The sequence below is a fragment of the Flavobacterium anhuiense genome (assembly GCF_001705175.1).
Lineage (GTDB): Bacteria > Bacteroidota > Bacteroidia > Flavobacteriales > Flavobacteriaceae > Flavobacterium > Flavobacterium anhuiense.
The window spans coordinates 4,792,766-4,817,151 of the sequence record NZ_CP016907.1 but is presented as its reverse complement, the minus strand read 5'-3'; the positions used below and the strand labels follow the sequence as shown (position 1 = coordinate 4,817,151).

At 35.2% G+C, this 24,386-nt stretch carries 20 protein-coding genes; 6 read left to right on the top strand and 14 right to left on the bottom strand.

From position 1 onward, the window contains the following. Entirely contained in the window at positions 1-1,335 is a 1,335-nt protein-coding gene (locus BB050_RS20335) for a sensor histidine kinase (protein WP_066034904.1), read from the top strand. 282 nt (positions 1,336-1,617) lie between these two features. Here the strand turns inward: BB050_RS20335 and BB050_RS20330 are convergent, their stop codons facing one another. Both BB050_RS20330 and BB050_RS20325 read right to left on the bottom strand, forming a co-directional pair. Then, entirely contained in the window at positions 1,618-2,505 is an 888-nt protein-coding gene (locus BB050_RS20330) for a DMT family transporter (protein ID WP_066034903.1), read from the bottom strand. 1 nt (position 2,506) lies between these two features. Then, positions 2,507-3,028 carry a GNAT family N-acetyltransferase gene (locus BB050_RS20325; RefSeq protein ID WP_066034902.1) on the bottom strand — a complete coding sequence of 174 codons (522 nt, stop codon included), beginning with the start codon at positions 3,026-3,028 and terminating at the stop codon, positions 2,507-2,509. Between the two features lie 63 nt (positions 3,029-3,091). On the opposite strand from BB050_RS20325, the gene BB050_RS20320 reads away from it, so the two are divergent. Further along, positions 3,092-3,961, top strand: coding sequence for a LysR family transcriptional regulator (locus BB050_RS20320; RefSeq protein ID WP_066034901.1), 870 nt, complete (start codon positions 3,092-3,094; stop codon positions 3,959-3,961). Here BB050_RS20320 and BB050_RS20315 read toward each other — a convergent pair. From BB050_RS20315 to BB050_RS21690, 7 genes are all read right to left on the bottom strand, one after another. Continuing rightward, positions 3,958-4,404 (bottom strand): GNAT family N-acetyltransferase, encoded by a 447-nt coding sequence (locus BB050_RS20315; RefSeq protein ID WP_066034900.1) that lies wholly within the window; start codon positions 4,402-4,404, stop codon positions 3,958-3,960. The genes BB050_RS20320 and BB050_RS20315 overlap by 4 nt on opposite strands. Before the next feature lie 327 nt (positions 4,405-4,731). After that, positions 4,732-5,058: a DMT family transporter gene (locus BB050_RS20310; protein ID WP_026728926.1), complete on the bottom strand. Its 327-nt coding sequence runs from the start codon at positions 5,056-5,058 to the stop codon at positions 4,732-4,734. Between the two features lie 263 nt (positions 5,059-5,321). Continuing rightward, entirely contained in the window at positions 5,322-5,882 is a 561-nt protein-coding gene (locus BB050_RS20305) for a Crp/Fnr family transcriptional regulator (RefSeq protein WP_066035241.1), read from the bottom strand. A 387-nt stretch (positions 5,883-6,269) separates the two neighbouring features. Continuing rightward, on the bottom strand, positions 6,270-7,754 hold the full coding sequence (locus tag BB050_RS20300) for a TolC family protein (protein ID WP_066034899.1): 1,485 nt from the start codon (positions 7,752-7,754) through the stop codon (positions 6,270-6,272). Positions 7,755-7,969: 215 nt separating this feature from the next. Then, positions 7,970-11,086, bottom strand: a complete 3,117-nt coding sequence (locus tag BB050_RS20295) for an efflux RND transporter permease subunit (RefSeq protein ID WP_066034898.1) — start codon at positions 11,084-11,086, stop codon at positions 7,970-7,972. A gap of 50 nt (positions 11,087-11,136) precedes the next feature. Next, the gene (locus tag BB050_RS20290; RefSeq protein WP_236940381.1) at positions 11,137-12,231 is read right to left on the bottom strand and encodes an efflux RND transporter periplasmic adaptor subunit; all 1,095 of its coding nucleotides are present in this window, start codon (positions 12,229-12,231) and stop codon (positions 11,137-11,139) included. Between the two features lie 215 nt (positions 12,232-12,446). After that, positions 12,447-12,797, bottom strand: a complete 351-nt coding sequence (locus BB050_RS21690) for a hypothetical protein (protein WP_236940380.1) — start codon at positions 12,795-12,797, stop codon at positions 12,447-12,449. Positions 12,798-13,400: 603 nt separating this feature from the next. Between BB050_RS21690 and BB050_RS20285 the strand changes: the two genes are divergently transcribed. The 3 genes from BB050_RS20285 (at position 13,401) to BB050_RS20275 (ending at position 15,317) form a co-directional block, all read left to right on the top strand. Beyond that, a complete protein-coding gene (locus tag BB050_RS20285; protein ID WP_066034896.1) occupies positions 13,401-13,862 on the top strand; it encodes a hypothetical protein in 462 nt (153 codons plus the stop codon). 184 nt (positions 13,863-14,046) lie between these two features. After that, entirely contained in the window at positions 14,047-14,646 is a 600-nt protein-coding gene (locus tag BB050_RS20280; protein WP_008463401.1) for an REP-associated tyrosine transposase, read from the top strand. A gap of 302 nt (positions 14,647-14,948) precedes the next feature. Further along, a complete protein-coding gene (locus BB050_RS20275) occupies positions 14,949-15,317 on the top strand; it encodes a hypothetical protein (protein WP_066034895.1) in 369 nt (122 codons plus the stop codon). A gap of 411 nt (positions 15,318-15,728) precedes the next feature. On the opposite strand, the gene BB050_RS20270 is transcribed toward BB050_RS20275, so the two are convergent. The 4 genes from BB050_RS20270 to gndA all read right to left on the bottom strand — a co-directional run bounded on the left by BB050_RS20270 (position 15,729) and on the right by gndA (position 21,463). Continuing rightward, positions 15,729-17,453, bottom strand: coding sequence for a tetratricopeptide repeat protein (locus BB050_RS20270; protein WP_066034894.1), 1,725 nt, complete (start codon positions 17,451-17,453; stop codon positions 15,729-15,731). 329 nt (positions 17,454-17,782) lie between these two features. Then, on the bottom strand, positions 17,783-18,499 hold the full coding sequence (gene pgl, locus BB050_RS20265) for a 6-phosphogluconolactonase (protein WP_066034893.1): 717 nt from the start codon (positions 18,497-18,499) through the stop codon (positions 17,783-17,785). Next, positions 18,480-20,021: a glucose-6-phosphate dehydrogenase gene (gene zwf / locus BB050_RS20260; protein ID WP_066034892.1), complete on the bottom strand. Its 1,542-nt coding sequence runs from the start codon at positions 20,019-20,021 to the stop codon at positions 18,480-18,482. The genes pgl and zwf overlap by 20 nt, the downstream gene beginning before the upstream one ends. 32 nt (positions 20,022-20,053) lie before the next feature. Beyond that, a complete protein-coding gene (gene gndA, locus BB050_RS20255) occupies positions 20,054-21,463 on the bottom strand; it encodes an NADP-dependent phosphogluconate dehydrogenase (RefSeq protein WP_066035240.1) in 1,410 nt (469 codons plus the stop codon). A gap of 431 nt (positions 21,464-21,894) precedes the next feature. Here gndA and BB050_RS20250 point away from each other — a divergent pair, with 431 nt between their 5' ends. Further along, on the top strand, positions 21,895-23,655 hold the full coding sequence (locus BB050_RS20250; protein WP_066034891.1) for a peptidase associated/transthyretin-like domain-containing protein: 1,761 nt from the start codon (positions 21,895-21,897) through the stop codon (positions 23,653-23,655). A gap of 321 nt (positions 23,656-23,976) precedes the next feature. Here the strand turns inward: BB050_RS20250 and BB050_RS20245 are convergent, their stop codons facing one another. Then, complete coding sequence (locus BB050_RS20245) at positions 23,977-24,312, bottom strand: winged helix-turn-helix transcriptional regulator (RefSeq protein WP_008463411.1); 336 nt, start codon at positions 24,310-24,312, stop codon at positions 23,977-23,979. Between the last annotated feature and the right edge of the window lie 74 nt (positions 24,313-24,386).

Below are 24,386 nucleotides of genomic sequence, written 5' to 3'. Positions count from 1 at the left end.
ATGTTAAGGACTTTACAAACTTATAAACTCCTTTTTCTGCGATTAATTTTTATCGTCATCGGCATCGAATTGTCGCTTTATTTCTTTAAGATTGGTTTGCTTTTTACGGGAATTTTTAGCCTCTGCATGGTTTTTCTGCTGAGTAGAGAAATGTATTTTTATGTTAAAAATATGGTTTTGATTTATAATAAAACCATTTCTTCGATATTGCAGGATGATTTTAGTTCTGATTTTTCTAAACATAAATTCAATAGTACGTATAACGAGCTTTTTACTTTGTATGAAACATTAAAAAACAAGCAAAATGAGCAAGTTACGAGAGATATAATTTATCGTTCGATTTTAAATAATATAGAATCGGGCGTTATTATTTTGCAGAAGCAAGAGAGCGATTGGAGTATTTTTTTAATGAACGATTATTTTTCGAGCCATTTTAATGTGCCTAAAGTTTCAAAATGGAAATACCTCAAGAATCAGCTGCCATCTTTGTGTGAAATTATCGAAAAAGATGATTTTCATGAAATCAAAACTTCGATTGAGCTTAGTATAAACAAACAAAGTAAACAGACGTTTGTTTTACAGGCTTCACGAACCGAAATTTTCGAACAGGATTATTTTATTGTTTTGCTCGACTCGATTCAGAGTGTGGTTGAAAAAAAAGAAAAGGATGCTTGGATCAATTTGATGAAAGTGATTTCGCATGAATTGTTAAATTCCATAACGCCTATTCGTTCTATTTGCCAGAATTTGGAAGATTTAGTAGAGCAAGATTCGCTTTCGGCAGAAGATTTAGAAGATGTCAAACACAGTGTGCAGACAATGTTGAGACGAAGCGATCATTTGCAGAAATTTGTTGAAGGGTATCGAAAACTGGCTATGCTTCCTTCTCCTAAGAAAGAAAAAACAGCATTGCAGCAGGTGGTTGAAAACTGTATTGAAGTCATGAATCCGCTGTTTAGAAAAAACAACATCGAAGTTACCAATTCTGTTGCTCAAAACTATTTGATAAATATCGACTCGCAACAGATTGAACAAGTGTTGATTAATTTATTGACCAATTCTATTAATGCTTTAGAAAACAGTAATCTGAAACAAATTTCGATTTCGGCGGAAGCCAAAAATAATCGCATTTTTATAAAAGTTTCAGATAGCGGAAAAGGAATTGAAAAAGAAATTGAAGAAAAAATATTTCTACCGTTTTTTACCACTCGACCTGAAGGCGCGGGAATTGGCCTGACTTTATCCAAAAATATTATTGAAGCGCACGGCGGATATGTTTCGCATAAAAACGAAAATGGAAAAACGGTTTTTGAGATTAGTTTGATTGAGGATTAATGCTTTGTCGAAGTTTTTGTTTAAACACATAGAAACATAGATTTTTTCTTTATCTAAAAGGTAGTTGAAAGAAACTAGTTTCTAACACATAGATATAAAAGATGTCATTTCTGCTTGAGAACTTTGTCAAAGTTTACGAAAAGTAGAGCTCAAAGTAAATATTAAACTTAGCCCAAAGTTTAGCTTTGGGATTAAAAGACAGCTATGTGATTTTTAGAAAAGTGAAGCGCCTTTATAAACTCCAATCAGCTATGGTTCTATGTGTTAAAACCAAGAAAAGCATTAGTTTTTTCTAATCAGCAGTTTTAGTTTTTCACTTTTAAAATTGACTTCAGAAATAATAGTTCCAGCAAAAATTAAAGTTCCGCCCAAAAGCAAACGCCAAGTTAGGTTTTCGCCCAAAATAAAGAAAGCACCAATTGCACCAAAAACAGGTTCAAACAAATAAATAACCGCTACACGTTCTGCCGATAAGTAACGTTGTGAAACGTTTGAAACCGTGTACATAAAAGCTGTAGAAAATAAAGCACAATAAATTACGCCCATCCAAAAGGTATTATTTTGAGGGAACCATTCTGATGAACTATCTGCCAACGCTATTAAAAAAGTAAAAAGCGCACAAAACGCAAACATTGGCACAATGGAATATAAGAGGTTTTTGGTAGCCGAATGTTTTTCGACAGCAATTAAATAAACCGCAAAAGCAAACGCACCAGCAATGGTAAATAAATCCCCGAAGTTTATGGTGAATTTATCCTGAATGGCAATAATAAATAAACCGGTTAAAGCCGTTAAAGCAGCAATCCAGATTTTTAGAGAAGCATTGGTTTTATAAATTGCCAGTTTTAATAGTGGAATAATAATAACGGTTAATCCCGCAATAAAAGAGCATTGTGAAGCATCTGTATATTTAAGTCCAACAGTTTGCAGCTGAATGCCTAAAAACATTGGAACAGCAAGCAAAAGGCCTGTTTTAATAGCTTCGTGATTGATGTCTTTAACATATTTCCAGAAAATAATACTCAATACCACGACAGCCAACAGGAAACGGTAAAATAAAAATACATTTAGTGAATATTCGCCAATTGCCATTTTGGTAATAGAATATGAGATTCCCCAAAATGCAGTGCCAAGAATTAATAAAAACAATAAAAGCTGTCTTCTTTCCATTTTAAATCAGTACTTTTTTCATCATTAAATCGGTTTGTTCGTCGTCGCCTAATCTGAAAATGTGCGTGTCAAATTGTACGAAACCATTTTTAGTATAGAAACTCACAGCTCTGAAATTCTTTTCCCAAACGCCAAGCCACATATAGTTTGCCTTAATTTCTTCGGCTATTTTTTCTGCCTGAGCATATAATGCTTGTGCGACTTTTTTGCCGTGAAATTCTTTTGCAACATAAATACGTTCTATTTCTAAGGCGTTTAAATCTTCTTTTTCGGTTTGAGCATCTGCAGTATTCAATTTCAAATAGCCAATCACTTTTTCGTTTAAAACAGCTAAATAAAAATAAGACGATGGATTGTTTAGTTCTTCCATCAATTTTTCTATGGCGAAACTTTCGTCCAAATATTTTTTCATGTTTTCTTCGCTGTTGACATCTGCAAAAGTTTCAGAAAAAGTTTGTCTGCCGATAGATTGAAGCTTTAAAACATCATCGATCGCTGCTTTAGTTATTTTTAGATCGTTCATTTTTTATTTCTTTAATGCGTTAAAAGCTGTTTTTTATTCTTTATAAATGCGTAAATTGCATCAATGGATTTACAGCAGATTAAATATTTTTTGGCTTTGGCCCGCGAACTTCATTTCTGGAATACTGCCGGAAAAATGAATATTACACAATCAGCACTTAGCCGTCAGATTCAGTCTCTTGAGAATCAACTTGGCGTTCAGTTGTTTGAACGTAACAAACGCAATGTTAAACTGACTGCCGCTGGCCAATTCTTAAAAGAAAAATGGGAGGTAGAATTGAGTAAATTGGAATTTATTCATCAATCTGCCCGCCAGATTCAGTTGGGAGAGAGCGGTACGATTACGATTTCTCATCCCGATTCTATTTCGGCTTCTGCTATGCCCGAAATCTTATCCCGTATCTCAGACGCTTTTCCGAAGCTTAAAATCAAACTAGTTCAGGTTTTATACGAGAATCAGCAGGATTTTCTTCGAAATTATAAAATTGATCTGGCTTTTACCAGAGATATTAATACCGATAAAGATATTCAGTCTCAAAAAATCCAAACCGATTATTTGGCAATTGTCGTTCCAGAAGATCATCCTTATCAGACACCTGCCGATTTAACCAAGGAAACGCTTGCTTCTCAAAAGTTTATTTTACCGACCAATGACGAAGGTAGCAGTTACAGTGATCTTATCCGAAGGTTGTTCAATTCTTTCGAAAATGCTCCCGAGGTTTATCTTTATTCTGAATTTGGTTCTGCGATTATCGCTTTGGTTCGAAAAGGACTCGGAATTGCCATTTTACCCGATTCGTATGTCTATCACGAAATTCCAGGAATCCGATTTATAAAGTTGCCTTTAGAGACCGATTTATATGTCAATTGGAGAACCGAAGATCATAACCCGGTTTTGGCCAATGTTTTGAAACTGATTATCCCTAACTGTTAAGTTCGCAGCATTCCAATATGCGGAATTCCATCTTCATCATAAACTTCTCCCTGTTCTACAAACCCCAAGGATTGATAGAACTTTGACAAATGGTATTGTGCACTGATTCGAATTGGTCCTTTTCCAAATTTTTCCTCACAACCTTCAATCGAAGCTTCCATTAGTTTTACTCCCAAACCTAATCCGCGATACGATTTGGCAATTACCACTCTTCCAATTGAAACTTCATCATATGATACTCCTTTAGGAAGCAAGCGCGTTACACCTGCCAATTCGTTATCGACATAATACAATAAATGAAAACCTTTTTGATCTTTATTGTCCAAATCGAGATAAGGGCAATTTTGTTCGACTACAAACACGTCGCTTCTCAAACGAAGCATATTGTACATTTCGTGATTAGTTAATTCGTCAAATGATTTAATGGAATGGCTGAATGTCATTTTTTATTTTAGGCTTAATTTTTTGACAAAGATAGAATAGGGAATAATGATGTAAAATGCTATTTTTTTATCATGTGATGCTGAAATTGCATTAAAGTGTAGAGCAAATACTTTTTAAACACATAGAAACATAGTTTGTTGGACTTAGTAGAGGCGTTTCTCTTTTCTAAAAATCACATAGCTAATGTCTATGTGTTAGAAACAAGTTTCTTTTGATTGCCTTTGAGATAAAGAAAAAATCTATGTTTCTATGTGTTTAATAATAAAAAAAAACTTTGTCAAAGTTCTGAACTTTGACAAAGTTGAATATAATCGTAAAATATATTTTTAGTGCGAAACCGCCTTTAAACCAACAATAGAACCAACTAAAGTAGCTAAGAAAAACAATCTCCAGAAAGCTGCAGGTTCTTTAAAAACAAAAATACCGACTAAAACCGTTCCAACAGCGCCAATTCCTGTCCAAACAGCGTAAGCAGTTCCTAAAGGAAGGGTTTCTGTAGCTTTCATTAATAAAAGCATACTTACGGTTAATGATATAAAGAAACCAATATACCAATAGTACATTTCTGTTCCTGTTGTTGCTTTTGCTTTTCCGAGACATGAGGCGAATGCTACTTCAAATAGTCCTGCGATGATTAAAATAATCCAGTTCATATAGTTAAAATTTTGTGGTGCAAAGTTCTTTTATGAAAATCAGAAAAAAATTAACAAATGATAAAAAAAACATTTTTTTTAGGAATTGACTTAAGTGGAACCAAATTTAATTTTAACACATACAGACATAGATTTTATTGTTGCGGTTAAGATTACAAAAAAAGCAAGCTTTAACGCATAACTATGTGTATGGAAATTAGTGGAACGCTTTAAAGTTTCTAAAAGCTATGTTTCTATGTGTTAAAATAATTTTGCTCTAACTGTTATTTTAATTCTGCACGAATTCTGCTCAAACTGACTTGTGTAATGCCTAAATAAGAAGCGATATGTCCTAATTGCACTCTTTGCAAGAGTTCGGGATGATCTTTCATTAATTCCAAATAGCGTTCAGAAGCATTTTTGAATTGTTTAGAAATCAAACGTTCTTCGGTTTTGATCAATTCTTTTTCTGCAAATTTTCTGCCCCAATTGGCGATGTGAACATCTTCATTAAAGAGTTTTCTAAGATTTTCTGTTTTGAGTTCATACAATTCGCAATCTTCCAAAAGTTCGATAGTCTCATATCCAGGTTGTTCTTCGACATAACTTTTCATGGAAATAACAGTTTCGCCTTCTTTTCCAAACCAGAAAGTAACCTCATTATCTCTTTCAACATAAGCTCTGACCAATCCTTTCTTTATAAAATAAATATTAGATTCTATTTTGTTGGCTTTTAGCAAAATATGTCCTTTAGCAAGAGCTATTTCTGTGACATTGTTTTGCAGAGCCAATTTAGACTGCTCAGGAAGTTCGTGTATGCGATCAAGAATGTTGGAAATATCCATTTTTTGTTTTTTGGAATAAAGATAATAGTTGTTAAGTGTAACCGAAAAATTTCGATAAAAAAACAATTGCTTTCCTGTTGAAGGGTATAAAAATTAACGCAAAGTTCGCAAAGACATTTTTATTTTGAGACTAATCCTAATCGATATTTTAAGTTCGCAAAGCTTTGTGCAGACATAGCTTTGCGAACTTTTTCACTATAATGATTCTAAAAAATCTTTTGCGGACTTTGCGGTAAAACACATGGCTTTTATCTATGTGTTAAAAATAATTTAGTCCAACGGGTCATATTTTAAATAAAAAAAATCCCACTTCAAAAGAAATGGGATATAAAATAACCTCTGCGATGAGCTATTATAAACAGAAGCAATTTTTGACCAACATATAAACTAATTTATTCCTCCGCCTAAAGCTTTGTAAAGCAATACTTGTGAGTTTGCATTTCGAAGTTGGATATCAACAAAATCCAATTCGGCTTGCAATTTATTTTTTTGTGCATTGATGATTTCCAGATAATTGGCATAACCGCTCAAATACAAATCGTTTGAGACGTTTACGGCGATTTCGAGATGATCAATTTCGTTTAGTTTATATTTTAAAACGTCTTCATAAGCTTCGTTTCGGTGCAGTAAAGCACTTAACTCATTGAAAGCTGTGGTGACTGCATTCTGATATTGAAGAAATGAAATTTCCTGCCTTCTGTTGGAAACATAAAATTCTTGTTTGATCTGTCCTTTGTTGAAAACAGGAGCCGTCAAACCGCCCAGCAACTGCCAAGCGAAAGAACCTGCATCAAAAAAAGTATTGAATGAAAACGAATTGAAACCTGCATATCCGCCTAGATTTACCGTTGGAAAAAAAGCGGCGCGAGCCGATTTAGCGTCAGCGTTGCTTGCTAATAATTCAAAATAAGCTTCAGACACATCGGGTCTTTTATGAATGATAGAATCTACGCTTATTTTTTGGTTTAAAACCTCTAAATGTCCAGCTAGAAAGTCGCTGCTTCTGTCAACTTTTCCACCATATTCACCTAAAAGTGTCAATAAAGCTTTTTCAGTCTGATCAATGCTTAATTTTAATTCTGAAGCTTCGGCGTGAATGTTATTGTTTTGTGCATTAAACTGCTGTACAGCCAATTCTGTAGCTTTTCCGACAGATCTTTGAGCCGAAACAATATCAAGGGCTTTTTCTTGTGTTTTCAAGTTGTTGTCATAAATAGCGGCTTGTTTGTCTAAAGCAATCAATTTGAAATAAAGATCTGCAATATCGCCCAACAGACGCGTTTGCAAAAGACGCATTCCTTGCTGAGAAGCAAAAAATCTTTGTTGAGCCGCTTTTTTACGATTGCTCAGTTTTCCCCAGATGTCGGCTTCCCAAGAAACTTTTGCTCCTAAAAATAGGTTAGGAGTAACATCTTCGTTTATTCTTTGTTTTTCGGTAATATTCTGAGAAAAGTTGGTATCATAGTTTCCAACACCTTCCATAGTGTATTTTCCGAAATGTGTTCCAGATGCATCTGCCACAAGATCTAAAGAGGGAAGAAGCGCCAGTTTTGCCACTTTTAAATGCGAATTGGCAATAAGAATTCTTTCCTGCATGATTAAATAATCAGGATTTTTGGCAATGGCTTTCTTTAGTAAAGCTTCTAATTTTGGATCTTTAAAGAAGGTCTCTGTTTTTAACGGAATAAATGTTTCGGTTGAAGCTTCTTTTCTTTGAGCATCAAAATTTTCAGGAAGTTTTGCAGCGTCTAGTTTGTTGCTGACTTTTGGTGCAGAACAAGCGGTCAAAAGTAGAATTCCGGTTATTATAACGGCACTTTTGGTTGTCCTTATCACATCAGTATTTTTATATTGATTTAATATTTCTTTCATTGTTTTAATTTATTTTGTTCAATCTTTTTGTCTAAATTTTTATTCTAACACATAGAAACATAGATTTTTATTTCTGCAAAAGGGACTTGAAATAAACTAGTTTCTAAAAGATAGACCCAATGCATCGGGATTATTTAAATAAAGTGAAACATCTTTATAACTTTTTAATCCCGATAGTTATTGGGAATGATTCTATATGTTTAAAAAATTAAACATTAAGATTTAGCCATTCGTTTTTCTAATTTCGCAAACAGTATGTAAAGTCCTGGAATGATTAAAAGACCAAACACAGTTCCGATTAACATTCCGCCTGCTGCAGCTGTTCCGATTGAACGGTTACCAATTGCACCCGCTCCAGAAGCGATACACAACGGAATTAATCCTGAAATAAAAGCAAAAGAAGTCATCAAAATTGGGCGGAAACGAAGTCTTGCTCCTTCAATCGCTGCTTCGACAATGTCTCGTCCGAGTTTGTTCTGTGCCATGGCGAACTCTACAATCAGAATGGCGTTTTTGGCGAGCAGACCAATCAGCATGACGAGCGCTACTTGGGCATAAATATTATTGTCCAGTCCGACCATTACAAGTGCAATGTAAGAACCGAAAACTCCAACAGGAAGACTTAATAATACTGGGAACGGAAGCAATAAACTTTCGTATTGAGCCGCAAGCAGTAAGTATACAAATAGTATACAAAGGGCAAAAATGTATATGGTTTGGTTACCAGACAAAATCTCTTCACGCGTCATACCTGACCATTCCACTTCAAAACGGCTTGGCAGTTTCTCTGCGGCAATTCTTTCAACAGCAGCAATGGCATCTCCAGAACTGTAACCTTCGGCAGGTTCACCGTTAATCATAGCCGACATGTACATGTTGTAACGCGTTAAAACTTCTGGTCCGTAAACTCTTTCTAATTTAATGAAAGTAGAAAACGGAACCATTTCGCCTGCATCATTTTTCAAATACATATCCAAAATGCTTTCTGGATTTTGACGGAATTGCGGACTTGCCTGAACCATCACTTTATACATTTGAGAGAAACGGATAAAATTGGTGGCATAAAAAGAACCTAACATAGTTTGTAAAGTGCTCATGGCATTGTCTACTGAAATTCCTTTTTTAGCCGCAAGATCATAATCAATATGAATTAAATACTGCGGGAAAGTAGCATCAAAACTCGAAAATGAGTTCTGAATTTCTGGCGAAGCATTTAACTCTTTAATGAATTCTTTGGTTACCTTATCGGTATTGGTGATGCTTCCTCCAGATTTATCCAATAAACGAAGCTCGAAACCACTGGTATTACCAAAACCAGGAACAGTTGGCGGTGCAAAAATCTCGATTTGTGCATCGGTAATGTTTTTGGTTTTTTCGGTAAGTTCTGCCATGAATTCGGTAACCGAAATATCACGTTCGCTCCAATCTTTTAAGTTGATCATTCCCATTCCGTACGAAGCTCCTGCGATCTCGGTTACAATACTGTATCCCGCAAGAGTCGTTACGTTGTCTACACCTTTAATTCCTTGAGCAATTTTGGTTACTTCGTCCAAAGCTTTTTCGGTACGTTCAACTGTTGCTCCTTGTGGTGTTGTAACACTTACGTAAACCATTCCCTGATCTTCAGTAGGGATAAATCCTGACGCTAAAAATCTAGTTGTTCCCCAAGTTAATACACAGAAAAGCACTAATAAACCAACGGTTACAGTGTTGCGATCAGCGAATTTTACTAATACTTTGATGTATTTTGAAGTAATATTATCAAACCAATGATTAAATCTATGGAAGAAACGGTCTAAAAGCGATTTTTTCTCCTTATTCGGATCGTGTGCTTTCAGCATAATAGCACAAAGGGCAGGAGTAAGCGTAAGGGCGTTAATACCCGAAATCACGATACTAATTGCCATTGTCAATGAGAACTGCCTGTAGAAGACCCCAACAGGACCGCTCAAGAATGCAACGGGAATAAATACGGCGGCCATTACAATTGTAATTGCGATAACGGCACCTGTAATTTCTTTCATCGCGCTAATGGTAGCGTCCATTGGCGACATATGTTCTTCGGAGATTTTTACGTGAACGGCTTCAACAACAACAATGGCGTTATCGACCACAATTCCGATGGAAAGTACCAAAGCGAAAAGTGTCAATAAGTTGATTGAGAATCCCATCATCGACATAAAGGTAAACGAACCAATAAGCGCCACAGGTACTGCCAGTACAGGAATCAAAGTCGATCTCCAATCCTGAAGGAAAAGGAAAACGACGAACGCTACTAAAATAAAAGCTTCAACCAAAGTTCTTAATACTTCATGAATCGAAGCGTCAAGAAAACGTGAAACGTCGTAAGCAATATTAAATTCCATTCCAGGAGGAAAAGAAGAGGCTTTCAATTCAGCCATTTTTTCTTTTACGCTGGCAATAACTTCAGAAGCGTTTGAACCTGGACGTTGTTTTAGCATGATTGAGGCAGAAGGTTTTCCGTCGGTTTTAGAAACCATTCCATAACTCATCGCGCCAAATTCGATTTTCGAAATGTCTTTCAATCTTAAGATAGTTCCGTCTGAATTGGCTCTCAAAGGAATTTCTTCGTATTGTTTTGGTTCAAAGAACTTTCCGCCGTACTTAATTACATATTGCAGCTGATTGTTCATCTGTCCTGAACCTTCACCCACTTTACCTGGCGCGGCAGAAATATTTTGTTTTTGAAGCGAAGCAATCACTTCATTTGCCGAAATGTTATACGAAAGCATCTTTTGTGGATCTAGCCAAACACGCATCGAATATTCTTTCTGCCCCATGATTTCGGCACGTCCGACACCATCAATACGCTTTAATTCCTGAAGAATATTAATATCGGTAAAGTTGAAGATAAACTGCTCATCCTGAGTTTTGTCGGTACTTGTGATGTTCAAGTACATCAACATACTGTTTACTTCTTTTTCGGTTGTAACTCCGGCACGAATTACCTCTTCTGGAAGTTCATCAAGAATCGTGGTAACTCTGTTCTGCACGTTTACGGCAGCCAGATCGGGATCGGTTCCTACTTCGAAGAAAACCTGAATCAAGGTTAAACCATCGTTGGAAGTTACAGTTGACATATACGTCATTCCAGGAACTCCATTTATGGCTCTTTCTAAAGGAAGGGCGACGGCATTGGCCGAAACCTCTGCGTTTGCTCCTGTATATTTTGCTGTAACGGTTACAGACGGTGGTACAATGTCTGGGAATTGGGTAATAGGGAGCTGAAACAACGCCAGCAATCCCAGAAGGACTATCATAACCGAGATGATTAATGACAATATTTTCCTTCTGATAAATAACTCTATCATTTTGAATGTTTTAGATAAATAATTAAATAACTGTTTTACAGATCGATAACCTACATTTGTTTCATGTTGATTTTATCGCCGTCTCTCAATGATTGTGTGCCTTCTTGCACGATTAGGTCGTCGCTTTTTAGACCTTCGTTCAAGATATACACATCATCTAGAGTCGTTTCGATTGTAACATTCGTCATTTTAACTACTCCATCTTTGTTCACGCGGAAAACGTATTGTTTGTCCTGAATAGAAAAAACTGCTTTCTGCGGAATTAAAATTGCATTGGTTTTGGGTTCTGAAATAATGAGTTTTCCAGAAGTTCCGTGTTTGATAAATCCTTGCGGATTGTGAAATTTCGCTTTGTATTGAATAGAACCTGTCTGTCTGTCGATTTCTCCATCAGCGGTTCTTAATTCTCCTTTTTGATCGTAAACTTGTCCGTTTGGCAATACTAATTTGATATCACCTTGGGTGTTTAAGGTTTTGTCTTCCATCATTTGGAAATAGGTATTCTCAGGAATTGAGAAATAAGCGTACACATCGTCCAATTGAGAAACAGTTGTAAGCAATGAACCGTTTTCTACTAAACTTCCTTCTTTAAACGGAATACGGTCGATTGTTCCGTCAAATGGTGCGCGGATTGTGGTAAAGCTAATCTGTTGGTTGATTGCTTTCTTTTCTGCAAGAGCGTGAGCCACTTTTGCGGAAGCCGCTTCATATTTTGCTTTAGATAATTCTAATTCTTTGTCTGCAATTACTTTTTTATTGAAAAGGGTTTGAGCCTGTTCCAATTCTACAGTTGCAATTCTTAAATCGGCTTTAGAACTTTTGTAAACGGCTTCTGCTTTTAGAAGTTGAATCTGAAGTTCAACATCGCTTATTTTAAAAAGGATTTGTCCTTTTTTTACTTTTTGTCCTTCGCTAACGTAAACTTTGTCTAACAGACCTGGAATACGAACGTGGATTTCCACATTGTTTTTAGCATGTACATCGGCAACAAATTTGCTCGATACTATTGTGTCTTTTAGGGTTACCTTGTAAACAGGAACCGTTTTTATGTTGTTTGAATCTTTTTTTGCTTTATCTCCGCACGAGACTAAAACGAATAAAGCCAAGGTGCATAAAAGAAATTGATTTTTATAAATGCTCATCATTAGGTTTAAATTTTTGAATAAATAGATGTGCTCCCTTGATACTAAATATCGGGAGTCTGAATTTGGATTTTGAAAATAATAAGGCGTACGGATGCTTTTATTTGAAAAAGTACCGTTTTAGAGAAATGTTTTTATAGCAATAACAGCTCAATCACAGATGTAAATGAGGTATTGTTCCAGAATACTAGAATATAAAAACGACGAAATTTTGCAGCCTAGAAAAGTTGGTACAAATGAAGATGAGGATGCCTTTCGATATGGTATATTGAAGCTATACCATAGATTAAGCTTTCTTTATAAAGCTTGAAATTAACCAAATTGCTGAGATACGGAGCTTTGATCGTACTTTGTTCTAAAGTAGTCGCTCTGCATTTCATTTTCTTTTTGAGCTTATAATGAACTTCTAAATTCTTAGAAGAAGAAAAGTCCGAAGAAAAAATCTGCGTGTCGTCTGCCGCAACACTATCTAAGGTAATACAATTGCTGAAATGATGAATCGGCTGATACGTCTCGGTGCCTCTGAAAAAGCAAAGCAGCGATAGTAGGACGATATATATGAACTTCATGGGTTTCATTCAGTGCAGCGGTAATTATAATCTTGTTCCTTAAAAAGAGGATTTATTTTGTTTAACGTGCGCCAAATATAGTAATTTGAAAAATAAGGTTTCTTAAAATTATTTTAAAAACCATGAGATTTAAAAATTTGATAATAATTGGAGTTGGTTTTTAGGGGATTGATTTTTTGTTTGGTTATAAGTTATGATTTAAATGTTTTATACTGAAGAAAAGTTGATATTTCCGTAGTAAATTTTTGGATTTAAAAACAATATATCTCTATACTTGTATTCGTTTTAAAGTCGGAGATTTTTTGAGGTTCAGTGCTTTTAAGAAGCGCTAGAGGCAACGCAAAGTAGGTCCAGAAAGCTTTTGGGATCACGGATTGCAAATCCGCGCTATCAGGTTAATGAAAGAGCATTAATTAGGATTTTTAACAAAGCATTTTCTTCTGGAATTGAGATGAAAACAAAGATTGAACCATATGGAACAACTATAACGAAACAGATTCAAGTTGGTGAGCATGCTTTAAATGTTGGCTTTTATTATTAGGGAGGAAATTTGAATGCTACGCTAAAAATATCAACTATTATCCCTAAACTAAATCCTAAAAGATGAGTATTAAATTTAAGAAAATAAATAAAGCGGAATTCAAAACTAAGAAAGGTTCTAGTGTTCTATTAGAGAAAAATTCGGACGATAATTTTGGAGAAATCCAATGGAATGGACGTGTTTTTCAACTTGGTTGGAGAGGAGATTTTATTTTACCAGTTATTAAGGTAATAGATTCTATTAACTTTGGTTTAGGAGTTGACTTTGACTTTATTATTGTAGACTGTGAAAAAGAAGAAATAAGATATAAAATAGAGTTAGATGAATATTTTATAAATTTTATTGTTATTGAAAATGAAATTTACATTGCTTCTGAATTAAAAGTTATTCAATTAGGGATAAATAATATTAAAATTTTAAATGAGTTTTATTTACCTGAAATATTTGATAGATTTGTTGTGACAAAGAATTCAATTATTGCTTCATGCATTGACAATCAAATTGTGACTTTAAATATTTTTTAAGATAACCCAGCTCTACAAAGAGTGCCATACTTGAATTGAAAAGCTGCGCAAATGTCTCTGACTTTGCGCAATTTTTTTTGGTCTCAGATATTATAAACCTGATAAAAGTCTCCGACTTTTTACGATTACTTCTAAAAAAACTAATAAGTCAGAAAAATCGTTATTTTTGAATAAAAAAAATCAAATGAAAGAAGGTTATGTTATTCGAGATCAAAAACTACCACATTTTATTACGCCGACAATTGTAGACTGGATTGATGTTTTTACGCGTCAATGTTATCGTGATATAGTTATAGAGTCTCTCGATTATTGTATTAAAAACAAAGGAATGATTTTATACGGTTACGTGATTATGAGTAATCATATGCATTTAATAATACAATCTGAAGATGGAAAACTGTCAGATTTGATAAGAGATTTTAAAAAGTTTGTTGCAAAAAATATTCTAGAAAAAATTCAAAATAGCCCTGAAAGCAGAAAAGAATGGATGCTGCAACGTTTTGAACTTGCAGCTGAAGGCCATCAGAGAAATAAAAAATATCAATTTTGGCAATACGGAAACCACGCAGAAGAAATTTATTCGCTAGAATTTATGTGGTCAAAGCTTCATTATGTACATTTGAATCCCGTGCGAGCTGGATTAGTGGCTAAAGCTTCAGATTATATTTATTCAAGCGCAACTAATTATGTAAATGATTCAGGCTTATTGAAAATTGAGAAGGCTGATAATCCAATAGTAAATGTGTTGGATCCGAAATCAATAAATATTTATGGCTTGTATTAGTTTTAGTTTTAAAGTCGGAGACTTTTTAGAAGTTTTTGTTTTTTTTTTTTTTTTAGAAAAGTTATAAATGGCGCAAAGTCGGAGACATTTGCGCAGCACTAGTTAGGAAGACTTCGGAGAGCTGAGGGAACAGAAAAATCTAAATTCTGGAGATGGTTGGAAATTTCTAGAGAAAGGTGGTGATGGATTCATCTCATTTACTACAGGAAACAGCCACCATCCAAATTCAACATATTATAAAATAACTAAAGGTTCAATAGGTAAGTATAAGGTTGTAGGGGAACGTTATAGAGCAACAGCTAATGATAAATCAAGAATATTCTATGCAAAGAAAAGATAACGAGATAATAGGTATCTATAAGTCTTTAGAAGATACATTAAAATTAATGGTAGTTCCAAACTGTATTAACATTGATGAGAGAAATCATTTAATTGAATTTAATTTAGAAGAATTAGAAGGAGATTTTTATACCTTTTTAAATCCTATTAATATTAATAAACTTCATTCAGAAAATTTGATTGACGATGAAGTTAGATTTAAATTAGAACGACTATTTGTTCTTATGCAAGATATTGAGAGTAAAGATTGGAATAGCGATTCTTTTTTAACTAATCCAAAATGGCTTGTAATACATAATCTAACTAAAGAGATAGCTCAAATTTTGTCATAGTAGTTCAAATTGGTTATGTTTCAAGATTAAGAATATGAGATTTTAGATTTCTAATATATTGAAATAAAATAAATATCAGTAAAAAAAGTAATTTAGAGATGATAGTTGCTTGCTGTACAAAAAGGCTCAGCATTACAAAGAACTATTCCTAAATTAAACATTAGTTATGAGTATTAAATTTTAAAAAATAAATAAAGTTGAATTTAACAATAACGAGACCCCTGCTCTGCAAAGAGTTCCAGATTTGAATAGAAAAGCTGCCCACGCCCCGCAAAGAGTTCTAAGTTTTAATTGAAAAGCTGCGCAAATGTCTCTGAACTGCCCCTAAAAAGTTAAAAACTATTTTGGGGTAGTTTATTTAGACTTTGCGCATTTTTTTCCTTGGAAATGAAAAATCATAAAAACTAAAAATCACTCCAAAATACTAGAAGAACCCACAATCTTCACATCGGCATATTGCCAAACATGATCAAAAGAGGTTTTAATTTTTAAAGCCTCTTTTTCTTTTTTCTGAAGGTTTAAAGCATTATAAAGTCCGATTAAGGCGAAGCCATTTTTTGGGAGCGTTTGTAAATCTTGTTTGTATACTTTTTCAGCTTCAGCGTATTTTCCAGCTTTAAGTAAAACTGTACCTAAATAATGTCTAACGGAGAAAAACCAATCTGGCGGTTCGTTGTAATTTAATTGATCTTCAATTTCTATTGCTTTATTTAAAAGCGCGATTGCTTTATCCTTATTATTCTTTTTCGCTTCAACTCCCGCTGAAAGAACATTATTAGCAATCTGAACCAAATCATAAGTTGTATTGATATTCCAAATCGTAACCTCTTTTAAGGTTTTATCTTTGGCTAATTGGTTCAGAGAAGCAAGCTGTTTTTCGGCATTGGCGATATCATTTTTTCCGAGATAGGCCATTCCTCTTGCATAATGCCAAATCGCATTTGGATATACCAGATCTTTTTCGGGCTGCGGAATCTCCATAATTTTATCCCACATCGAGAATTTTACGGCGATATAATACGGAATGCTATAATAATGCTGTAAAGTTCCCCAACCAGCTTCACGCATGATTTTAGGCGACATATGCTGCTGTAATATTTGTGCCGATTCCCAAGCCAATTTTGAATTTCCTTCTAAAGCCGCTGTTGCCACCAAAAAATGATAATTGTGCGGATAATAGGCTAGAGGATAAGCGCCTTGTGCATTACAGGCAGTAGAATACAAACTATCAATTCGAACCGCTTCAATGTTGGAAAGTGAACCCTCATGATAATCTCCCGTACGAATGTAAATATGAGAAGGCATATGCACCAAATGTCCCGAACCCGGAACTAAAGTCTCCAGTAATTTGGCACTTTTGAGTCCTTTTTCTGGATGTGCAGAAGCTTCTACGGCATGAATCAAAAAATGATGCGCACCAGGATGTTTGGGATTTTTTTTGATTAATTCGTTTAAAACAGCCAATATTTGCGGTGTCCATTTTTTGAGTACTTCGGTATCTTTTTCATACAAATCCCAAGGGTGAAGATTCATTAAGGATTCGGCATAGAGCGTGCCAATATCAGGGTCTGAAGAAAATTTAAGATAGACTTTTTTCATGGCTGCGGCGTAAGCGGTATCCAATGGTTTTCTGTCTGCAGGAGGATTTTTAGCATAACGCACTAATAAGGCATCAATCATGGAAATTTCTTTCGGAGAACATTTAGCAGAAAGTTTTTTGGCTTTTTGGGCGGCATCATAAGCACGCTGAAAATTATCTTCTTCCATTCCCGCATTATAATTTGGACCTAAGACATAAGCAAAACCCCAATACGCCATAGCGCAATTCGGATCTAAACGCGAAGCTTCATAAAACGATCTTGCTGCTTCGGCGTGATTAAATCCGTAGGCCAGCATTAACCCCTGATTGAAATATTCCTGAACTTCTGGATTATTGGTTGTAATTTTAAACGTAACGCCTTCCAGACCTTTAAACTTTGGTGCTTTTTTGTTTTGGGTGTACCAATCCTTATCATTCGTTTTAGGAATATAACATCCTTGCGAAGCGCTGACTTTAACTGATTTGGGTTCTGTGTTTTTTTCTTTACAGCAAACAAAAAGAAGAAAAAACGCAATTAGAAAGTAATTATATTTCATTGCAAAAAAGATTTGAAATTATATAATCAATGTAAAAGCTCGAAAGAAAAATGATGCTTATAATCTAATAGATTAAATCGGAGAGTATTAAACAAAATTAAATAAAAAAGAAATAGGTTTTTTAAATATTTGTTTTTCAGTGTTTTGTGTTCGGTTTTTGAATTGCTTTGAGCATAAAAGTTCTCCCGCAGATTTTGCAGATTCAGCAGATTTTTTTTAATTACAATATCTGCCAAATCTGCAAGATCTGCGAGAGAAAAAAGAGGAAAAAAAAATAAGGCCTACACTTTTCAGCATAGACCTTGAATTATATGGTAATAAACAATTTCTTAGTTTGTTCCAGCAGCAATTTTATCTACCAAAAACAATAATTCGCCCGAAACAGGTTTAATCAATTGCATTGGGTAAAGAGTCGGGTTGTATTCGCCAGTTGTCACTTCTTTCAAAGCATGAACCTTCTTTTCTCCAAAAGCCACTACAACAATTTTTTCTGCTTTATTGATTAGTGGAGCAGTAAGCGTGATGCGATACATTTTTTGCGGAGCTAAATAATAAGCGTCAACCCATTTTGTTTGCTCTTCTAAAACCGCTTCGCCTGGGAAAAGAGAAGCCGTGTGTCCGTCATCTCCCATACCTAATAAAATCAAGTCAAATTTTCCTTCTTCGCCTAAAATAGTTCTGATAGACTTTTCGTATTCAGCAGCATAATCCTCAGGAGTTACATCATCTTTGTACATTTCAAAAATGTTTTCTTGCGGAATAGGCACGTGGCTTAATAATGTTGAATAAGACATTTTAGCATTACTCAAATCATCATTTAGCGGCACCCATCTTTCGTCTCCCCAAAAAATATAAACCTTGCTCCATTCTATTTTATTTTTGTAAGCATCAGAAGCCAATAATTTGTAGATTCCCGCTGGAGAAGAACCTCCCGTTAGAACGGCTGTAAATTTATCTTTTGCGGCAATCGCTTTTTGAGCCGATTCTACAAAAAGATCTGCTGCTTTAGTATTAATTTCGTCGGTGTTATTGTATATCTGTACCATTTAGAATTTCTTCTTCTTTTTTAATGTTTTGTGTGTTCGGAATCCATTTGTGTCCTTGACGTGCTAATAGTTCATCAGCTTCTTCTGGCCCCCAACTTCCTGCTTTGTAATTTGGGAAATTGGTTGGAGCAGTAGTTTTCCAAACCTGCTGAATCGTTTCAATCGCGTCCCAAGCTTCTTCTACCTGATCCCAACGCATAAATAGAGTGGGATCTCCTGCCAAAGCATCTGCCAATAAAGTTTCATACGCTTCTGGCGACATGGTCGAACAAGCAAAATAATCAAATACCATTTCAGCTGGTCGCAACGACATTGATAAACCAGGTTTTTTAGTCATAAACTGCAGTTTGATGTCCATATCCGGCTGAATATTAATAATTAGACGGTTTGGAGTCATGCCTTCTTTTCCATAAGAAAACGAAGAGTGTGGCACTGGTTTGAACTGAATAATGATGGACGACTGTTTTTCTTCCATTCTTTTTCCAGAACGCAAATAGAACGGAATTCCTTGCCATCTCCAGTTGTCTAGGTAAATTTTCATCGCCACATAAGTTTCTGTATTAGAGTTTGGAGCAATGCCTTTATCCTGGCGGTAACCCGGAACAGGTTTTCCATTGATAGTTCCAGCGTCGTATTGACCTCTTACAATGTAGTGATCAACTTCTTCTGGTTTAATTCTTCGGATTGATTTCAGCACATCTGCTTTACGATTTCTAATATCGTCTGCTGCCAAAGAAGCAGGCGCTTCCATAGCGGTCATGCATAAAATCTGAAACAAGTGGTTCTGAATCATGTCTTTCAATGCGCCGACACCTTCGTAGAATCCGCCTCGTTCTTCAACGCCGACTTCTTCCGCAACGGTAATTTGCACGAAATCAATAAAATTACGGCTCCATAATGGTTCAAACATTGAATTTCCAAAACGGAAAGCCAAAATATTTTGAACTGTTTCTTTTCCTAAATAATGGTCGATTCTATAAATCTGCTCTTCTTTGAAAGTTTGCGAAAGCATTTCATTCAACTCTATTGCAGAAGCTTTATCGTAACCAAAAGGCTTTTCAATAATAATACGATCCTGTTTGGCATTCGCCGCAAGGCCAATTTTCTTGATATTGCTTGAGATGGTCGAGATAAAAGAAGGAGTAATCGAAAGGTAGAAAAGACGGTTTGAACGCTCGCCAAATTCTAAGTCAAAACTGTTTATCTTTTCGCTCAATCCCAAATACGATTCTTCTTTGTCGATATCAAGACTGTGATAGCTTATATGCGAAAGAAATTTTTGAGTTTCTGCATCAGAAAGTCCTTTTTTTCTAGAGAAAGTATTTAGATTTTCTAAAACATAACTGCGGAATTCCTCATCACTTTTTCGAGCTCTACCAAGAGCAATAATCTGAAACTTCTCTGCCATACGGCCATCAAGATACAGATTCTGAAAAGCCGGAAAGAGCTTTCTCTTTGCCAGGTCTCCGGTTCCGCCAAAAATTACAATAATTGTCGGATTTATATTTTTGTTTTTAGTCATTGTGTGTGGTTGTGTTGTTTTTTTTAGTTGTCTTATTCAGCCCATTGGGTATGGAAAACGCCTTCTTTGTCGATACGCTCGTAAGTGTGTGCCCCAAAGAAATCACGTTGTGCTTGAATTAGATTTGTCGGAAGGTTTTCAGATCGGTAAGCATCAAAATACGCTAACGAATTCATTAATCCCGAAATTGGCAAGCCTTTTTGAACAGCAAATTGAATCACCGCACGCATTCCTGCTTGATTTTCGGTTAATTTTGAAGCGATGCTGCCATCTAAAAGTAAGTTTGGCAAATCTGCTTTTGCCACGTATGCTTTTCTGAAATCTTCTAAAATTGTCGCACGAATAATGCATCCGCCACGCCAGATTTTAGCAACCGTTTCCAGATTTAATCCGTAGTTGTATTCTTTAGAAGCGGTGTGAAGCTGCGCTAATCCTTGAGCATACGTAACAACGATAGAAAAGAACAAAGCCGATTTTAAAGCAGCAATAGCTTCGCTTGCGTTGACATCGCTTGGATTAGAATTCCAAACTAATTTTTTAGCCGCTTCAATTCTTTCAGGTTTTGTTTTAGACATATCGCGCATATTAACCGCAGCGTCGATTGTCGGAACTGGAACTTGCAAGTCCATTGCATTTTGCGAAGTCCATTTTCCCGTTCCTTTAGATCTTGCCCAATCTGAAATTTTATTGATTAAAAGACCTCCGTCTGTGTCTTCTTGCTTTAGTATTTTTCCAGTGATTTCAATCAAATAAGATCTCAAATCATCGGTTTGATTCCATTCTTCAAAAGTTTTCTGAATCGTTGCGTCATCCAAGTTATAACCTCTTTTCATTAAGTCATAAATCTCAGAGATCAATTGCATGATTCCGTATTCAATTCCGTTGTGAACCATTTTTACGTAGTTTCCAGCAGAACCGTTTCCTAAATATTCAACGCAAGGCTCGCCATCTACTTTTGCTGCAATCGCTTCAAAAATAGGGCGTAATCTTTCATAAGCTTTTTGATCTCCCCCTGGCATCATAGCAGGACCGAAGCGAGCGCCTTTTTCACCGCCCGAAATTCCCATTCCGAAGAAGTGGATTCCTTTTTCAGACAATTCCAAAAATCTTCTGTCAGTATCAGTAAAATAAGTGTTTCCACCGTCAATAATAATGTCTCCTTTATCTAAGTGAGGCAATAAACTAGCGATAGCGCTGTCAACTGGTTTTCCCGCAGGAACCAATAACATAATCGCTCTTGGTTGTTGGATAAGCTCTACAAAATGTTTTACATCTGTTGTAGCTTCAATAGTGTGATTGGCTTCGGCTTCTTGTTGAAGAGAATTGACTTTTTCGGTGTCTAAGTCTAAACCTGCAGCCGCAAAGTTATGGCTGGCGATATTTAAAAGTAAGTTACGGCCCATTACGCCGAGTCCTACAATTCCAAAATCAAATTTGCTCATAGTTTTCAATTAACTAAATTATTAGAAGAAATGTTTTAGCAGCAAAAAGTAAGAGAAAGTATGGTAATTCTTTTTCATTCAATGTTTTGCAGCAAAACAATGGTTATTTTAATCTTACATTTCAAAATGTAGACCGCTAAGTTAGAGAAAAATGCTGAAAAATAAGGGGTAAAATCGTTCACTTTTGGTCTTTATTGTGATACTTTTTATGTGTAAAAATTACGCTTATTATTGCTGTTTTTCAACTAAATCGTTGTAATACTGCTAATGCCATTTGGAATTACTTTTATTAGAAGCGGCTTTATGTTCGTAAGAGAAAAGAAGTAAAAAATTATAAAAATGTTTACTGAAAATATAGGAATTGAGGTATTTTTGAAAACTCAATTATTGGATCCAAGATTTAATTCATTAAATTATCATATTCCTTTTATATGCCAAGTAGCACAAAGCTTGTTTTTACAGTCATTTTCTTTATCATTCCGAGCGTCTTTTTTAAAGTAAATGCCCAATCCATATTAGAAAACGAAATATCTGTTCATGCAGATAAGAAACCATTAAGCAATGTTTTGGATTTAATGGAAGAAAAAGGAAGTTTTAGATTTGCTTATTATGGCAAGCTGGCTGTAAAAGATAGCATTGTTAGCGTTCATACTGATAATACTACTATAAAAGGAGTTTTAGATCAGCTGTTAGGTGCCAAATATGAATATAAAGAATCGCCAGGATATATTATTGTGCGTTATGCTCCTTTAGAATTGGCTCTTGTATTGGAGAAAAATACCGTTATGAGTGACGGACAACAAATTGTAGTCGGTTATATTATAGATACAAAAACGAACAATCGCCTTGAGAATGTGAGTGTATTGGAGAAAAATGCACTGCTGTCTACATTGACCAATAAGGATGGTTATTTTGAACTTCGATTAAAAAATGCGCCTCAAGCCATAGAACTGACAGCCGTTAAGGAGAATTATAAAACGGTGACAATGGTATTTCTTTCTGAAATTAAAATTCAGATGGGAGACAAAAAGAATAAAACAGATTATATCGATGGAGATTTTTCTGAAATTGAAAGATCAGGAATTGGCCGTTTCTTTATTTCTTCCAAACAAAAAATACAAGCGCTCAATCTGGGAGGATTTATTTCTAAAGTTCCCGTACAAGCTTCTTTGATTCCGAGTATCAGCACGAGAGGAATGTTGAATACTCAAATTGTCAATAATTTTTCTTTAAACATTTTGGGTGGCTATAATGCTGGAGTTCGCGGATTAGAAATGGCTGGACTTTATAATATTAACCGTATGAATGTCGATGCGCTTCAAATGGCTGGAATATTTAATACCGTTGGAGGATCTGTAAATGGAGTGCAGTTAGCCGGAATCTATAGTAATGTTTTTGGCAATTTAAGAGGGTTGCAGATAAGCGGTATTCATAATAGTGTGAAAGGCTCGCAAATTGGCTTGCAGATGAGCGGTATTTATAATAACGTGTATAAGGATTCAAAAGGACTTCAAATTGCAGGAATTAGCAACACGGTAAAGGGTTCGCAAAACGGATTACAGCTTTCAGGAATTTGCAATATTGGAAAAGATACCGTGCAAGGTGCTCAAATTACGGGACTTTTTAATTATGCTAAAGAATTACAAGGAGTCCAATTTGGATTAGTCAACATTACAGATTCGCCTTCTGGTTATAGTTTTGGTCTCTTGAATTTTAAAAAAGGCGGTTACAAGAAAATCAGTGTTACAAGCAACGAAATTTCAGATATAAATCTTGCTGTAAAAACGGGAGACCATAAAATGTATACTATTTTGATGGCAGGAAGAAGCGATCGAAAAGACGAAGAAAAGCTATTTTCTTTTGGAATTGGATTAGGAAAGAACATTCCGTTAGGGAAACGCTTCACTTTTAATCCCGAATTTAGTACGCAGTATCTTTATTTAGGAAATTGGGATATTTATAACTCGTTATCTAAATTTGATTCCTCTTTTTCTTTTCAATTGTGTAAAGGCGTAGCAATAGCTGCAGGTCCTTCTTTGAATTTTTATTGGTCTGAGAAACAAGATAAAGACGGCAATTTAAATACTTCGACATTTGTTCAAGATCGCACCAAGAATTATACTGTAATTAAAAATAACAGTAAAGATATTCTGGGATGGATAGGATGGAGTTTTGGATTGACTTTTTTTTAGGAATTTCTAATGATTTCCGAGCGATGCGATTATTTCCTTAATGCTTAAAGTTTAACTTTCTTGTCGAATAATTTTAAACACATAGAGGCATAGATTTTTTTTAACCCTTAAAGAGAAAAAAAAGAAACTAGTTTCTAACACATAGTAACTATGTGAATTAATGAAAGTGAAACGCCTTTTATACGCAATCTGCAACTATGTTTCTATGTGTTTAAAACAATTTTAGCGTCTCCTTATTTTTCTCTCGCAGATTCAGCTGATAAAGCAGATTTTTTTGATTTGTATAATCTGCAAAATTGGCACAATCTGCGGGAGAATATTTTAAGAGTTTCTAATAATCTCCTCTCGATGTGATTTTCCCCATTTGATCATTTCTTCAATAACAGGACCAAATGATTTGCAATACGGTGTCGATTCGTATTTCACCTGAATTTCGGCATCGCGATCTTCGGTTCTTTTAATCAGCATATTCAGTTCCATTTCTTTGAGTTCTCGCGAAAGCATGCGTGTTGTAATGCCTGGAATACTGCGTTCGATTTCCCTGAAACGATGATTTCCGTTGCAGATTGAATTGATGATAGGCAAACGCCATTTTCCGCCCAAAACATGTAGCGTGTCCTGAAGCGCTTGTACTTCTTCTTTCTGGTTTCTTTCCATATTGTTTAGTATTAGTTTGGTATACTCCATGATACTGGTTACAAAGTTATACCATTTTGAATTTAAATTTGCCA